Genomic DNA, 13,613 nt, shown 5'->3' on the forward strand with positions numbered 1-13,613 from the left:
TCGCTCTGCGACCAAGAAGTGCTTTGCAGTCACCGTGTGCGGCTTTTTGTCGCAATCAATGCTCGTTATTGTTTCATAAAGATTAAAAAAGTGTACACAGGTAATTGGTCGTAGATTCCCGCTTCTTCCGGCTGAAGCCCTGGCTATACTGCTGGCGACTGTGCCCGGAGCCGACACCCCATGGCCATAGAGGCTGCCACAGAAGCCGATCTCGAGGACCTGGCGCCCTTGTTCGCCGCTTATCTGGCGTTCTATCGAGTGGCTAAGCCGCTGGCCGAGGTGCGCACCTTTCTGGCCACGCGCCTGCGTCGTGGCGACTCGACCATCATCATCGCTCGTGACGAGCAAGGCCTGGCCCAGGGCTTCGTCCAACTCTACCCGCAGTTCGCCTCCCTGGCATTGCGGCCGGCCTGGCTGCTGAGCGATCTCTATGTGGATGCCGCCGCGCGCCGCCAGGGCATCGGCGAAGCGCTGATGAATGCCGCGCGTGCCCATGCCGAGGCCAGTGGTGCCTGCGGCCTGCAGCTGGAGACGGCCAGAACCAACCTGGCCGGCCAGGCCCTGTACGAGCGCCTGGGCTATGTCCGCGATCAAGTGTTCTATACCTATTGGCTAGAGCTGCCCGGCCAGACCGGACGCTGATCTATCCCGTGCGCCGAGCGACCCGGCCCAGCGCAAAACCACAAAGCGAGGTTTGTCATGGATCATCTGGTACTTACGGTCATCGCCCGGGATCAGCCGGGCCTGGTCGAACGTCTCGCCCAGTGCGTGGCCGATCACGGTGGCAACTGGCTGGAAAGCCGCATGTCGCGGATGTCCGGGCAGTTCGCCGGCATCCTGCGCGTCGCCGTGCCTGACGAGAGCCGCGCCGAACTGATGGGCGCCCTGCAGGCTCTGGGCGCTCAGGGCATTCGCGTGCTCTTCGAGGACGGCGGCGGCGAGCCGGCCGGCAGCTGGACGCCAATCCTGCTCGATCTGGTCGGCAATGATCGCCCGGGGATCATCCGCGACATCACCCGCTTGCTTGCCGAGCAGGGGGTCAATCTGGAGAGCCTGGTCACCGAGGTGGTGCCGGCACCGATGAGCGGTGAATCCCTGTTCCATGCCGAAGCCCTGCTCGCGGCGCCCCAGGGCATGGCCCTGGAAACGCTGCAAGGCAGCCTGGAAACCCTCGCCGATGAACTGATGGTCGAGCTCAATCTGCGCGCCGAACAGTGATGGCGCTGGATATCCACGGCCGAGGTGGGTATCGCTGTGGATAACCTGGGGAGTCCCGCGGCTGGCGCTAGTGGCTCGCGGCTTGCCTGTGGTTGATTAAAAAAGCAGCATTTTCAACGACTTGTGCACACAGGTCGGGGATGGTTCTGTGGATAAGGTCGGGATGACCGGCTGCGCGCCGCGGCGGGCGCGGCCTGCGGCCGGTTGAGCGTTTTTTGTCCAGGCGCGGCCTTCGCCCGCGCCCGGACGATCGCCTCAGGCGCGGCGGCGCAGGGTCAGCCAGGCGTCCAGGCTGTAAAGCGCCAGGCCGGCCCAGATACAGATGAAGGCCAGCAGCTTGCTCGGCTCGAAGTGCTCGCCGAAGACGAACACCGCCAGCAGCAGCACCAGGGTCGGCGCGATGTACTGGAGGAAGCCCAGGGTGGTGTAGGGCAGGTGGCGCGCCGCGGCGTTGAAGCACACCAGCGGCACCAGGGTGATCGGGCCGGCGGCGATCAGCCAGAGCGAGGCGGGGGTTTCCCAGAATGCCGCCTGGCTGCTCATGGCGGTCGGGTTGAACAGCAGCCAGCCGAGGGCCAGCGGCAGCAGCAGCCAGGTTTCCACCACCAGGCCGGGCAGGGCGGCGACCGGCGCCTGCTTGCGGATCAGCCCGTAGAAGCCGAAGGTCAGCGCCAGCGCCAGGGAAACCCATGGCAGACTGCCGAGCTGCCAGACCTGCTGCGCCACGCCCAGCGCGGCAAGGCCCACGGCCAGCCACTGCAGGCGGCGCAGGCGTTCGCCGAGCAGCAGCAGGCCGAGCAGCACGTTTACCAGCGGGTTGATGTAGTAACCAAGGCTGGCCTCGAGCATGCGCCCGTTGTTCACCGCCCATACATAGACCAGCCAGTTGCAGGCGATCAGCAGCCCGCAGGCGGCCAGCACGGCCAGGCGCCGGGGATTGTCGCGCAGTTCGCGCAGCCACCCGGGGTGTTTCCAGAGCAGCAGCAGGGCGGCGCCGAACACGGCCGACCAGAGCGCCCGATGGACGATGATTTCCAGCGCGGGGACGTTCTGGATGGCCTTGAAGTAGAGGGGGAACAGGCCCCAGATGATGTAGGCGGTCAGCCCGAGGAGGTACCCGCGGCGCGGGTTGACGGTGGCCATGCAAGTCCTTGTATAGGCAACTAACGAAAGCCCTGGATTCTAGTCCCGCGACCGCTACTTGTCTGTGGGCTCAGGTTTTTCTGGCCGGGCAAACCAGCAAATGTCGTCACGCAGGCTTTACAGGGGCCACGCTGCCGTTCGTGGCCAGGGGCAAGCGCCTCAGAACAGCTTCAGCGGCTCTTCGTCCAGCGCTGCCAGTTGTTCGCGCAGCATCAGGATCTGCTCGCCCCAGTAGCGTTCGCTGCCGAACCAGGGAAAGCTCATGGGGAAGGCCGGGTCGTCCCAGCGTCGCGCCAGCCAGGCACTGTAGTGCATCAGGCGCAGGGCCCGCAGGCCTTCGGTCAGCACCAGTTCGCGCGGGTTGAAGTCGTGGAATTCCTGGTAGCCGTCCATCAGTTCCGACAGCTGGCCGAGCCGCTCATGGCGTTCGCCGGCCAGCATCATCCACAGGTCCTGCACCGCCGGGCCCATGCGGCAGTCGTCGAGGTCGACCATGTGGAAGGTCTCGTCGCGGCACAGCAGGTTGCCGGGGTGGCAGTCGCCGTGCAGGCGGATCCGCTGATAGGAATTGTCGGCGAACAGCGCGTCCAGGCGTCTGAGCAGGTCACGGGCCACCGACTCATAGGCCGGCAGCAGGCTGCGCGGGATGAAGTCGCCGTCGAGCAGGGTGGCCAGCGAGGCGTGGCCGTAGTTGTCCACGCCAAGGTGTTCGCGGTGGACGAAGGGCCTGAGCGAGCCGACCGCGTGCAGGCGCCCGAGCAACTGGCCGAGGCGGTACAGCTGGTCGAGGTTGCCCGGCTCCGGGGCGCGGCCGCCGCGACGGGGGAACAGGGCGAAGCGGAAGCCGGCATGCTCGAACAGGGTCTCGCCATCGCGTGCCAGCGGCGCCACCACCGGCACCTCGCACTCGGCCAGCTCGAAGGTGAAGCCGTGTTCCTCGCGGATCGCCGCGTCGCTCCAGCGCTGCGGCCGGTAGAACTTGGCGATCAGCGGCGTCTGGTCCTCGATGCCCACCTGATAGACGCGGTTCTCGTAGCTGTTCAGCGCCAGCACGCGGGCGTCGCTGAGATAGCCGAGGCTTTCCACGGCATCCAGGACCAGATCGGGGGTCAGGGTGGCAAAGGGGTGGGACATGAGCGACTTCCAGTACAGGGCCTGCGAGTGTAGCGCCATTGGCCGGGTAGGCGCTGAACGACTTGGCCGGCGCTTCAGTCGCCAGGCTTGGGCGTGCGTGCCAGGCAGTACACATCGACCCGCGCCGCACCGGCCCGCTTGAGCAGACGCGCCAGGCAGTCGGCGGTGGCACCGGTGGTCAGCACGTCGTCGACCAGCGCCAGGTGCAGGCCGCTGACCCGGCTTGCAGGGGCGAGGGCGAAGGCGCGGCGCAGGTTGCGTTGGCGCGCGGCGGCGTCCAGCTGCTGCTGGGCCGGGGTGTCGCTGGTGCGCCTGAGCCAGGCCGCCTGCAGCGGCAGCCGCAGCTGTTCACCGAGCCAGCCGGCGAGCAGTTCGGCCTGGTTGAAGCCGCGCTGGCGCTGGCGGCGCTCGCCCAGGGGCACCGGCAGCAGCAGGTCGGGGCGCGTCAGGCCCTCGTCGAAGGCATGGCGCAGGTGGCGTGCCAGCAGCTCACCGAGCAGGCGGCCCAGTGGCCACTTGGCTTGGTGCTTGAAGCGGGTGATCAGGCTGTCGATTGGAAAGGCATAGCGCCAGGGCGCCTCGACCCGGTCGAAGCGCGGTGCGCGGCGCAGGCAGCCGCCGCAGGTGAGTCCGGCGCCGAGCAGCGGCAGCGCGCAGACCCGGCAGTGTTCGCCGAGCCAGGGCAGCTCCGCCTCGCAGCCGCTGCACAGCGAATAGGCGGTATCGGCGGCTTCGTCGCAGAGGCTGCAGTGTTGAGTGGTTTTTAACCAGTTGTAGACCTGGCGGCTTCGATCGGGTTGACAGCGCATTGGGCTTCCATAAATATGCCGGACATCCGTGTACCGCCTGCTGACTCTAGCAGGCTGCCAGCCCCAACAAGGAAAATCCCATGAGCGCCACTACCGCCGCCAACCCGCGTCACGACTGGACCCTCGCCGAGGTCAAGGCGCTCTTCGAACAACCCTTCAACGACCTGCTGTTCCAGGCGCAGACCGTGCACCGCGCGCACTTCGATGCCAACCGCGTGCAGGTCTCGACCCTGCTGTCGATCAAGACCGGCGCCTGCCCGGAAGACTGCAAGTACTGCCCGCAATCCGGCCACTACAACACTGGCCTGGACAAGGAAAAGCTGCTGGAAGTGCAGAAGGTCCTGCAGGCGGCCGCCGAGGCCAAGTCAATCGGCTCCACCCGCTTCTGCATGGGCGCGGCCTGGAAGCACCCGTCGGCCAAGGACATGCCCTACGTGCTGGAGATGGTCAAGGGCGTCAAGGCCATGGGCCTGGAAACCTGCATGACCCTGGGCAAGCTGGACAAGGAGCAGACCGCGGCCCTGGCCGAGGCCGGCCTGGACTACTACAACCACAACCTGGACACCTCGCCGGAGTTCTACGGCAATATCATCACCACCCGCACCTATGCCGATCGCCTGGAAACCCTGGCCCATGTGCGCGATGCGGGGATGAAGATCTGCTCCGGCGGCATTCTCGGCATGGGCGAGTCGCTGGACGACCGCGCCGGCCTGCTGATCCAGTTGGCCAACCTGCCGGAACACCCGGAGTCGGTGCCGATCAACATGCTGGTCAAGGTCAAGGGCACGCCGCTGGCCGACGAGCAGGATGTCGACCCCTTCGATTTCATCCGCATGCTGGCGGTGGCGCGAATCATGATGCCGCAGTCCCACGTGCGCCTGTCCGCCGGCCGCGAGGCGATGAACGAGCAGATGCAGGCCCTGGCCTTCTTCGCCGGCGCCAACTCGATCTTCTACGGCGAGAAGCTGCTGACCACCGCCAACCCGCAGGCCGACAAGGACATGCAGCTGTTCGCGCGCCTCGGCATCAAGCCGGAAGAGCGCCAGGAGCACGCCGACGAGGTGCACCAGGCGGCCATCGAACAGGCCCTGGTCGAGCAGCGCGACTCCAAGCTGTTCTACAACGCCGCAGTCTGAAGTCGCGCGGTGGATGGATGACGCGCCAGCTATGCGCTCCGATCCACCCTACATAGTCCTCTGTAGGGTGGATAACCCGCTTGCGGTTATCCACCGAGTGTTGCCATGAGCTTCGATCTCGCCTCACGTCTCGCCGAACGCCGGGCGGCCAATCTCTACCGCCAGCGCCCCCTGCTGGATTCGCCGCAAGGCCCGCGGGTGCGGGTCGACGGCCAAGAGCTGCTGGCCTTCTGCTCCAACGACTACCTCGGCCTGGCCAATCACCCCCAGGTGATCGAGGCCTGGCAGGCCGGCGCGGCACGCTGGGGCGTCGGCGGCGGCGCCTCGCACCTGGTGATCGGCCACAGCACACCGCACCACGAGCTGGAGGAAGCCCTCGCCGAATTCACCGGCAGGCCGCGCGCGCTGCTGTTCTCCACCGGCTACATGGCCAACCTCGGCGCGGTCACCGCGCTGCTGGGGCAGGGCGATACGGTGCTGGAGGATCGCCTCAACCATGCGTCCCTGCTGGATGCCGGTCTGCTGTCCGGCGCGCGCTTCTCGCGCTACCTGCACAACGATGCGGCCAGCCTGGCCAGCCGCCTGCAGAAGGCCGGCGGCAACTGCCTGGTGGTGACCGATGGGGTGTTCAGCATGGACGGCGACCTGGCCGACCTGCCGGCGCTGTGCGCCGAGGCGCGTAAGCGCGACGCCTGGGTGATGGTCGACGACGCCCACGGCTTCGGCCCGCTCGGTGCCAGCGGCGGTGGCATCGTCGAGCACTTCGGCCTGGGCATCGAAGACGTCCAGGTACTGGTCGGCACCCTGGGCAAGGCCTTCGGCACCGCCGGGGCCTTCGTCGCCGGCAGCGAGGAGCTGATCGAGACCCTGGTGCAGTTCGCCCGCCCCTACATCTACACCACCAGCCAGCCACCGGCGCTGGCCTGCGCCACCCTCAAGAGCCTGGAGCTGCTGCGCGGCGAACACTGGCGGCGCGAGCACCTGAGCGCGCTGATCAGGCGCTTCCGCGAGGGCGCCGAGGCGATCGGCCTGCAGCTGATGGACAGCGCCACGCCGATCCAGCCGATCCTGGTCGGCGACAGCCAGCGGGCCCTGCGCCTGTCGCAGCTGCTGCGCGAGCGCGGCCTGCTGGTCACCGCTATTCGTCCACCGACCGTACCGGTCGGCAGCGCGCGCCTGCGGGTGACCCTGTCCGCGGCCCACACTGGCGAACAGCTGGAGTTGCTGCTGGAGGCCCTGGCCGACTGCTGGCCGCTGCTGACCGAGGGAGAACCCGTGGATGCGTGATCGCCTGATCCTGCTGCCGGGCTGGGGTCTGGGCACGGCGCCGCTCGAGCCGCTGGCCGAGGCCCTGCGTGGTATCGATCCGCAGTTGCGGGTGGAGATCGAGCCGCTGCCGCCGCTGGGCTGCGCCGATCCGGCCGAGTGGCTCGACGAACTGGATGGCAACCTGGCCCAGGACGCCTGGCTCGGCGGCTGGTCGCTCGGCGGCATGCTCGCCGCCGAACTGGCGGCACGCCGCGGCGAGCACTGCGCCGGCCTGTTGTGCCTGGCCAGCAATGCCCGCTTCGTCGCCGCAAGCGACTGGCCCTCGGCGATGCCGGCCGAAACCTTCGCCGCCTTCCGCCAGGGCTGCGCCGATGATGCGCGCGCCACCCTCAAGCGCTTCGCCCTGCTCTGCAGCCAGGGCGCCGGCGACCCGCGCGGTTTGTCGCGCCTGTTGCTGGGGGCGGCGCCGCACGACACCCCCGAGGTCCTGTTGGCCGGCCTGGACCTGCTCGCCGCGCTGGATACCCGCGCCGCCCTGCAGGCCTTCGTCGGCCCGCAACTGCACCTGTTTGCCGGCGCCGATGCGCTGGTGCCGGCCGCGGCGGCGCCGGCACTGCTGGCCTTGCTGCCGGACGTCGAAATTGGCCTGATCGATGCGGCCAGCCATGCCTTCCCCCTGGAGCGCCCTCATGAAGTGGCGGCGGCGATCCAGGCTTTCCTGCACGAGGCCGGCGATGACTGATCAGGCCCTGGCGGGGCTGCCGGACAAGCGCCAGGTCGCCGCGTCCTTTTCCCGCGCGGCGGACAGCTATGACAGCGTCGCCGCGCTGCAGCGCCACGTGGGCGGCGAGCTGCTGGCGCGCCTGCCGGCCGAGCTGGCGCTGCGGCGTTGGCTGGACCTGGGCTGCGGGACCGGGCATTTCAGCCGCGTCCTCAGCCAGCGCTTCGCCGGCGCCGAGGGTGTGGCCCTGGATATCGCCGAAGGCATGCTGCGCCACGCCCGGCCACTGGGCGGCGCGCGCCAGTTCGTCGCCGGCGATGCCGAACGGCTGCCGCTGCGCGAGGCCAGTTGCGAGCTGCTGTTCTCCAGCCTGGCGCTGCAGTGGTGCGCGGATTTCCCGGCGGTGCTGGGCGAGGCCGAGCGGGTCCTGCGCCCGGGCGGGGTGCTGGCCTTCAGCAGCCTGTGCGTCGGCACCCTGCAGGAGCTGCGCGACAGCTGGCAGGCGGTGGACGGGCTGGTCCACGTCAACCGTTTCCGCCGCTTCGAGGACTACCAGGCGCTTTGCGCGGCCAGTGGCCTGCAACTGCTGACGCTGGAGCGACAGGCCGAGGTGCTGCATTTCCCCGACCTGCGCAGCCTCACCCACGAGTTGAAAGCCTTGGGCGCACACAACCTCAACCCCGGACGTCCCGGCGGCCTGACCGGCCGCGCGCGGATCCGCGCCCTGGTCGAGGCCTACGAGCGTTTCCGTGAGCCCCTGGGACTGCCGGCCACCTACCAGGTGGTCTATGGCGTACTGCGCAAGGAACCTTCTTGAAATGAGCCAGGTCTACTTCGTTACCGGCACCGATACTGAGATTGGAAAGACCACCATCGCCGCCGGCCTGCTGCACGCGGCCCGCCTGGCCGGCTTGTCCACTGCCGCGGCCAAGCCGGTGGCGTCCGGTTGTGCCCGCACCCGCGAGGGGCTGCGCAACGAGGATGCCCTGGCCCTGCTGGGCGAATGCACCCTGGCCCTGCGCTACGAGGAGGTCAATCCGCTGGCCTTCGAACCGGCCATCGCCCCGCACCTGGCGGCCCGTGAAGTCGGTGTGGTGCTGGACGTGACGGCTTTGCGCGCGCCGGTGCAGAAGATTCTCGACAAGGGTGCCGACCTGACCCTGGTCGAAGGCGCCGGAGGCTGGCGGGTGCCCCTGGCCGGACAGGCATCGCTCTCGGACCTGGTGGTCGCCTTGAAGCTGCCGGTGATCCTGGTGGTCGGCGTGCGCCTGGGCTGCATCAACCAGGCGGTGCTGACCGCCGAGGCCATCGCCCGCGACGGCCTGCCATTGGCGGGCTGGGTGGCCAACGTGGTCGACCCGCAGACCTCGCGTCTGGAAGAGAACCTGGCGACCCTCGCCGAGCGTTTGCCGGCGCCCTGCCTGGGACGGGTGCCCCGGTTGGCCAAGGCGACGCCAGCGGCGGTGGCGGCGCACCTCGACCTGGCCCTGCTCGATCTCGAGCTATAAGCGCCGGCAAAGCGATAGCCATTTGCTCGTACGTATTGCCGGTCTTTTCTGCTTCAATACAGCTCACCGATCACCTCTTCAGCGGGAGTCTGCCCATGGAAATCTCCGCCAGCGCCTTCAGTTCGGGCATCAGCGCCCTGCAGTCCGGACAGCGCCGGGTCGAGCAGGCCGCCGCCGATATCGCCGGCAATGCCGTTGTCCCGGCGCCGGTGCAGACGCCGCCGCAGACCCAGGTCGGCGCCGCGTCTCAAACCGCTGAGGAACGCCGTCCAGATCTGACCGAGAGCCTGGTCGCCCTGCGCATCGGCGAGAACGAAGCGAAGACCGGGGCCAGGCTGGTGAAGACCGCCGATGAAGTGCTGGGTACCCTGATCGACACCACGGCCTGATCACCCGCGTCGGCTGCACCCGGGGTCGCTGCGGGCCCGTTGACCGCGGCTGACAAGGAGGAAGAGCGATGCGCATCGCCGCTACGGCGACCTTTCATGCCTTGCCGGTGCGCCTCCCATCGCCAGATACCTCCCACGCCACTCAGTCCCCTGGCGACGATCGGCCGGCTTCGGTGCGGGAGAGCGCGGCCAACCCAGGCGCACCAGCGGCGGGTGCTCACGGTGGTACAGCGCCTGGTCCGCAACAGCAACGCGCCGAACAGCTGCTAATCGCCGAACTGGCCAGTCGCGACCAGGAGGTGCGCGCTCATGAGCAGGCGCATGCGGCAGTCGGTGGCAGCCATGCCGGCGCGCCCAGCTACACCTACAGCCGTGGCCCGGACGGCAAGCGTTACGCGGCCGGTGGCGAGGTCAGCATCGATGTTGCCGCTGTGCCGAATGACCCCGAGGCCACCCTGGCCAAGATGGAGATCGTTGTGCGCGCCGCCCTCGCGCCGGCCGAACCCTCCGCTCAGGACCTGCGCGTGGCCGCGCAAGCCCAGGCGCAGATGGTCGAGGCGCGTGCCGAATTGGCCAGGATACGCAGCGAACAGCCAGCCGCTACGCAGGCGCAACGCAGCGAGACCTCCGCGACCGATGATGCGACGCAATCGGCCCTACCGGCGCCCGTATCCAGTCCAGATCTGGACCTGTATCGACGTCTCGCCGGGCCCGCAGCAGCCGCTGGTGCCCAGGTCGACCTGATCGCCTGAGCGGCCCTCACCCATCGAACATCTTGCTCCGGCTCGGGCCAGCAACGGTGGGCTGTGCCCGGCTGTCGCCTGGACGGATGGTCGTCGCGGCGCTTGACAAGGGTAGGGCGTAAACGTATGTTTCAAACACCTGTTTGATTGCTTGCCCGCCGATGGCCGGCCGAGCAGTCGGGAGGGATCCCGAAAACGACCGCCAATCGGTCACCCAGACACTAAGAGTCCACCGCAGAGGTTAACCGCTATGCCTGATTACAAGGCCCCCTTGCGTGATATCCGTTTCGTTCGCGATGAATTGCTCGGCTACGAAGCGCATTATCAGAGCCTGCCTGGCTGCCAAGACGCTACTCCAGATATGGTCGACGCCATCCTCGAGGAAGGTGCCAAGTTCTGTGAGCAGGTGCTGTCGCCGCTGAACCGTGTGGGTGATACCGAAGGCTGCACCTGGAGCGAGTCGGGCGTTAAGACGCCGACCGGCTTCAAGGAAGCCTACAAGCAGTATGTCGAAGGTGGCTGGCCGAGCCTGGCCCATGACGTCGACCACGGCGGCCAGGGCCTGCCCGAGTCCCTCGGCCTGGTGCTGAGCGAGATGGTCGGCTCCGCCAACTGGTCCTGGGGCATGTACCCGGGCCTGTCCCACGGTGCGATGAACACCATTTCCGAGCACGGCACCGACGAGCAGAAGCACACCTACCTGACCAAGCTGGTCTCCGGCGAGTGGACCGGCACCATGTGCCTGACCGAGCCGCACTGCGGTACCGACCTGGGCATGCTGCGCACCAAGGCCGAACCCCAGGCCGACGGCAGCTACAAGGTCAGCGGCACCAAGATCTTCATCTCCGCAGGCGAGCACGACATGGCCGATAACATCGTCCACATCGTTCTGGCGCGCCTGCCGGACGCCCCTCAGGGCACCAAGGGTATCTCGCTGTTCATCGTGCCCAAGTTCAACGTCAACGCCGACGGTACCGTTGGCGAGCGTAACGCGGTGTCCTGTGGCTCGATCGAGCACAAGATGGGCATCCACGGCAACGCCACCTGCGTGATGAACTTCGACGGCGCCACCGGTTACCTGATCGGCCCGGCCAACAAGGGCCTGAACTGCATGTTCACCTTCATGAACACCGCTCGCCTGGGGACCGCGCTGCAAGGCCTGGCCCACGCCGAAATCGGTTTCCAGGGTGGCCTGAAGTACGCTCGCGAGCGCCTGCAGATGCGCGCCCTGACCGGCCCGAAGGCGCCGGACAAGGCGGCCGACCCGATCATCGTGCATCCCGACGTGCGTCGCATGCTGCTGACCATGAAGGCGTTCGCCGAAGGCAACCGCGCGATGGTCTACTTCACCGCCAAGCAGGTCGATATCGTCAAGTACAGCCAGGATGAGGCCGAGAAGAAGCAGGCCGACGCGCTGCTGGCCTTCCTCACCCCGATCGCCAAGGCCTTCATGACCGAGGTGGGCTTCGAAGCGGCCAACCACGGCATCCAGATCTACGGCGGCCACGGCTTCATCGCCGAGTGGGGCATGGAGCAGAACGTCCGCGACAGCCGCATTTCCATGCTGTACGAAGGCACCACCGGCATCCAGGCGCTCGACCTGCTGGGTCGCAAGGTGCTGCAGACTCAAGGCGAGGCGCTCAAAGGCTTCACCAAGATCGTGCACAAGTTCTGCCAGGCCAACGAAGGCAACGAAGCGGTCAAATCCTTCGTCGAGCCGCTGGCCAAGCTGAACAAGGAGTGGGGCGAGCTGACCATGAAGGTCGGCATGGCGGCGATGAAGGACCGCGAGGAAGTCGGTGCCGTTTCGGTGGACTACCTGATGTACTCCGGCTACGTCTGCCTGGCCTACTTCTGGGCCGACATGGCGCGCCTGGCTGCCGAGAAGCTGGCCGCCGGTAGCGAAGACGAGGCCTTCTACAAGGCCAAGCTGCAGACTGCGCGCTTCTACTACGCGCGCATCCTGCCGCGCACCCGTAGCCACGTCGAAGCCATGCTGTCCGGTGCGGGCAACCTGATGGAGATGGACGAAGAGGACTTCGCCCTGGGCTACTAAGCCCGGCGCGAATTCGGGTCGAAAAGCCGCTGCCCGCGAGGGCAGCGGTTTTTTTTGCCTGCCGGTTTTGCGACCGGCGCGACGCAGAAAGCGTGAAATAGCGGCTATGCTGCCAGTCGTTTGGCAGGCCTGATGGCCGGATGCCAGCCTGTGTCAGGGCTCGATCATCTCAGTGGAGTCGTTCTTGTCACGCTATGCCGGTGTGCGCCTCAATCATTTTCTGCCCTCGCTGCTGTTGCTCGGCGGTGGGCTGCTGGCTGCACGCCTGCTGCACCTGAGCGAATTCTTTGGCTCGCTGTTCAATGTCCTGCCGACCCTGTTGCTGCTGCTCGGCGGCACCTTCTGCCTGGTCTATGGGCGCCAGCGCGAGCTGTTTCTGCTGTTGGTGCTCTACCTGGCCTACTTCGTCCTGGATATCCAGACCGATTATTTTCGCAGCGCGGGCCGGGTCCGCAGCGATGCCAGCCTGGTCTTTCACCTGTGCAGTCTGCTCTTGCCCTTGCTCTATGGCCTCTATGGCCTGTGGCGCGAGCGCACCCACCTGGGCCAGGACCTGCTCGCCCGCGCGGCGGTGCTGCTGGCGCTGGGCGGGGTCACCCTGGCCCTCGCGCGGCGCTACCCGGAGGCGTTGCTGCAATGGCTGGCACTGATCCGCTGGCCGGCGCTGCATGGTGACTGGATGAGCCTGGTGCAGCTGGCTTACCCGCTGTTCGCCCTCGTCTTCATTCTGTTGCTGGCGCAGTACCTGCGCTCGCCGCGGCCCTTGCATGCGGCGCAGCTGCTTGGCCTGCTGGGGCTGCTATGGATGTTGCCCAAGGTGTTCATCCTGCCCCATGCCCTGCAGGTCATGAGCAGCCAGGTGATGCTGATGCTGGTTGCGGCGGTCGCGCACGAGGCTTACCAGATGGCCTTTCACGACGAGCTGACCGGCCTGCCCGGGCGCCGCGCCCTGAACGAGCGCTTGCAGCGTCTGGGCCGCAGCTATGTGATCGCCATGGCCGATGTCGATCACTTCAAGCGCTTCAACGACACCCATGGCCACGATGTCGGCGACCAGGTGCTGCGCCTGGTGGCCAGCCAGCTGCGCCAGGTGGGCGGTGGCGGCAAGGCCTACCGCTACGGCGGCGAGGAGTTCGTCCTGGTGTTTCCCGGCAAATGCCTCGAGGAGTGCCTGCCCCATCTGGAGCAGGTGCGCCAGGCGCTGGAGAACTATCGCGTGCAACTGCGCGACCGGCAGAGCCGTCCTCCCAGCGACCGGCAGGGCAAGCCAAGGCGCGCCGGGGCGCGGGCCCAGGAAGTCGGGGTGACGATGAGCATGGGGGTGGCCGAGCACGGAGTGCAGCAGGACCCGGAGGCGGTGATCAAGGCCGCCGACCAGGCCCTGTACGCCGCCAAGGCTGCCGGGCGCAACTGCATCCGCAGTCATGGCCAGCGGCGCGGCGCCATCAGGCTGGCCAGTGCCGGCGGTTGATTGACGCGCTTATGGT

14 protein-coding genes are annotated in these 13,613 nt (G+C 67.4%); 11 read left to right on the forward strand and 3 right to left on the reverse strand.

Going from position 1 to position 13,613, the window contains the following annotated elements; all coding sequences use genetic code 11:
- Window positions 1-180: 180 nt before the first annotated feature.
- Together AB5S05_RS12490 and AB5S05_RS12495 are read left to right on the forward strand one after the other, a co-directional pair.
- Window positions 181-642 carry a GNAT family N-acetyltransferase gene (locus AB5S05_RS12490; RefSeq protein WP_369287855.1) on the forward strand — a complete coding sequence of 154 codons (462 nt, stop codon included), beginning with the start codon at window positions 181-183 and terminating at the stop codon, window positions 640-642.
- A 57-nt stretch (window positions 643-699) separates the two neighbouring features.
- The gene (locus AB5S05_RS12495) at window positions 700-1,218 is read left to right on the forward strand and encodes a glycine cleavage system transcriptional repressor (protein ID WP_369287856.1); all 519 of its coding nucleotides are present in this window, start codon (window positions 700-702) and stop codon (window positions 1,216-1,218) included.
- 255 nt (window positions 1,219-1,473) lie between these two features.
- Here the strand turns inward: AB5S05_RS12495 and rarD are convergent, their stop codons facing one another.
- The 3 genes from rarD to AB5S05_RS12510 form a co-directional block, all read right to left on the reverse strand.
- Complete coding sequence (gene rarD / locus AB5S05_RS12500; protein ID WP_369287857.1) at window positions 1,474-2,361, reverse strand: EamA family transporter RarD; 888 nt, start codon at window positions 2,359-2,361, stop codon at window positions 1,474-1,476.
- 159 nt (window positions 2,362-2,520) lie between these two features.
- Window positions 2,521-3,495 carry a serine/threonine protein kinase gene (locus AB5S05_RS12505; protein WP_369287858.1) on the reverse strand — a complete coding sequence of 325 codons (975 nt, stop codon included), beginning with the start codon at window positions 3,493-3,495 and terminating at the stop codon, window positions 2,521-2,523.
- A 74-nt stretch (window positions 3,496-3,569) separates the two neighbouring features.
- Window positions 3,570-4,304 carry a ComFC family protein gene (locus tag AB5S05_RS12510; RefSeq protein WP_369287859.1) on the reverse strand — a complete coding sequence of 245 codons (735 nt, stop codon included), beginning with the start codon at window positions 4,302-4,304 and terminating at the stop codon, window positions 3,570-3,572.
- 80 nt (window positions 4,305-4,384) lie between these two features.
- On the opposite strand from AB5S05_RS12510, the gene bioB reads away from it, so the two are divergent.
- The 9 genes from bioB to AB5S05_RS12555 all read left to right on the forward strand — a co-directional run bounded on the left by bioB (window position 4,385) and on the right by AB5S05_RS12555 (window position 13,597).
- The gene (bioB, locus tag AB5S05_RS12515) at window positions 4,385-5,440 is read left to right on the forward strand and encodes a biotin synthase BioB (protein ID WP_369287860.1); all 1,056 of its coding nucleotides are present in this window, start codon (window positions 4,385-4,387) and stop codon (window positions 5,438-5,440) included.
- 105 nt (window positions 5,441-5,545) lie between these two features.
- The gene (gene bioF, locus AB5S05_RS12520) at window positions 5,546-6,727 is read left to right on the forward strand and encodes an 8-amino-7-oxononanoate synthase (protein ID WP_369287861.1); all 1,182 of its coding nucleotides are present in this window, start codon (window positions 5,546-5,548) and stop codon (window positions 6,725-6,727) included.
- Complete coding sequence (locus AB5S05_RS12525; protein WP_369287862.1) at window positions 6,720-7,451, forward strand: alpha/beta fold hydrolase; 732 nt, start codon at window positions 6,720-6,722, stop codon at window positions 7,449-7,451. The genes bioF and AB5S05_RS12525 overlap by 8 nt, the downstream gene beginning before the upstream one ends.
- The gene (gene bioC, locus AB5S05_RS12530) at window positions 7,444-8,247 is read left to right on the forward strand and encodes a malonyl-ACP O-methyltransferase BioC (protein ID WP_369287863.1); all 804 of its coding nucleotides are present in this window, start codon (window positions 7,444-7,446) and stop codon (window positions 8,245-8,247) included. Before AB5S05_RS12525 ends, bioC begins: the two co-directional genes overlap by 8 nt.
- Window position 8,248: 1 nt before the next feature.
- Window positions 8,249-8,938 (forward strand): dethiobiotin synthase, encoded by a 690-nt coding sequence (gene bioD, locus AB5S05_RS12535; protein ID WP_369287864.1) that lies wholly within the window; start codon window positions 8,249-8,251, stop codon window positions 8,936-8,938.
- Window positions 8,939-9,033: 95 nt separating this feature from the next.
- Entirely contained in the window at window positions 9,034-9,327 is a 294-nt protein-coding gene (locus tag AB5S05_RS12540) for a hypothetical protein (protein WP_369287865.1), read from the forward strand.
- Window positions 9,328-9,395: 68 nt separating this feature from the next.
- Entirely contained in the window at window positions 9,396-10,079 is a 684-nt protein-coding gene (locus tag AB5S05_RS12545) for a putative metalloprotease CJM1_0395 family protein (RefSeq protein WP_369287866.1), read from the forward strand.
- Window positions 10,080-10,320: 241 nt separating this feature from the next.
- A complete protein-coding gene (locus AB5S05_RS12550; RefSeq protein WP_369287867.1) occupies window positions 10,321-12,126 on the forward strand; it encodes a phenylacyl-CoA dehydrogenase in 1,806 nt (601 codons plus the stop codon).
- A 184-nt stretch (window positions 12,127-12,310) separates the two neighbouring features.
- Window positions 12,311-13,597 (forward strand): GGDEF domain-containing protein, encoded by a 1,287-nt coding sequence (locus AB5S05_RS12555; RefSeq protein WP_369287868.1) that lies wholly within the window; start codon window positions 12,311-12,313, stop codon window positions 13,595-13,597.
- The last annotated feature ends 16 nt before the right edge of the window (window positions 13,598-13,613 follow it).

It is taken from the genome of Pseudomonas zhanjiangensis (assembly GCF_041027545.1).
GTDB classification, from domain to species: Bacteria; Pseudomonadota; Gammaproteobacteria; order Pseudomonadales; family Pseudomonadaceae; genus Aquipseudomonas; species Aquipseudomonas zhanjiangensis.

What these genes read in the sequence shown, in the direction of transcription:
- AB5S05_RS12540 (WP_369287865.1), top strand. Translation starts at nt 9,034, where the DNA reads ATGGAAATCTCCGCCAGCGCCTTCAGTTCGGGCATCAGCGCCCTGCAG.
- AB5S05_RS12550 (WP_369287867.1), top strand. Translation starts at nt 10,321, where the DNA reads ATGCCTGATTACAAGGCCCCCTTGCGTGATATCCGTTTCGTTCGCGAT.
- AB5S05_RS12525 (WP_369287862.1), top strand. Translation starts at nt 6,720, where the DNA reads ATGCGTGATCGCCTGATCCTGCTGCCGGGCTGGGGTCTGGGCACGGCG.
- AB5S05_RS12545 (WP_369287866.1), top strand. Translation starts at nt 9,396, where the DNA reads ATGCGCATCGCCGCTACGGCGACCTTTCATGCCTTGCCGGTGCGCCTC.
- rarD (WP_369287857.1), bottom strand. Translation starts at nt 2,361, where the DNA reads ATGGCCACCGTCAACCCGCGCCGCGGGTACCTCCTCGGGCTGACCGCC.
- AB5S05_RS12505 (WP_369287858.1), bottom strand. Translation starts at nt 3,495, where the DNA reads ATGTCCCACCCCTTTGCCACCCTGACCCCCGATCTGGTCCTGGATGCC.
- AB5S05_RS12495 (WP_369287856.1), top strand. Translation starts at nt 700, where the DNA reads ATGGATCATCTGGTACTTACGGTCATCGCCCGGGATCAGCCGGGCCTG.
- AB5S05_RS12510 (WP_369287859.1), bottom strand. Translation starts at nt 4,304, where the DNA reads ATGCGCTGTCAACCCGATCGAAGCCGCCAGGTCTACAACTGGTTAAAA.
- AB5S05_RS12490 (WP_369287855.1), top strand. Translation starts at nt 181, where the DNA reads ATGGCCATAGAGGCTGCCACAGAAGCCGATCTCGAGGACCTGGCGCCC.
- bioC (WP_369287863.1), top strand. Translation starts at nt 7,444, where the DNA reads ATGACTGATCAGGCCCTGGCGGGGCTGCCGGACAAGCGCCAGGTCGCC.
- bioD (WP_369287864.1), top strand. Translation starts at nt 8,249, where the DNA reads ATGAGCCAGGTCTACTTCGTTACCGGCACCGATACTGAGATTGGAAAG.
- bioB (WP_369287860.1), top strand. Translation starts at nt 4,385, where the DNA reads ATGAGCGCCACTACCGCCGCCAACCCGCGTCACGACTGGACCCTCGCC.
- bioF (WP_369287861.1), top strand. Translation starts at nt 5,546, where the DNA reads ATGAGCTTCGATCTCGCCTCACGTCTCGCCGAACGCCGGGCGGCCAAT.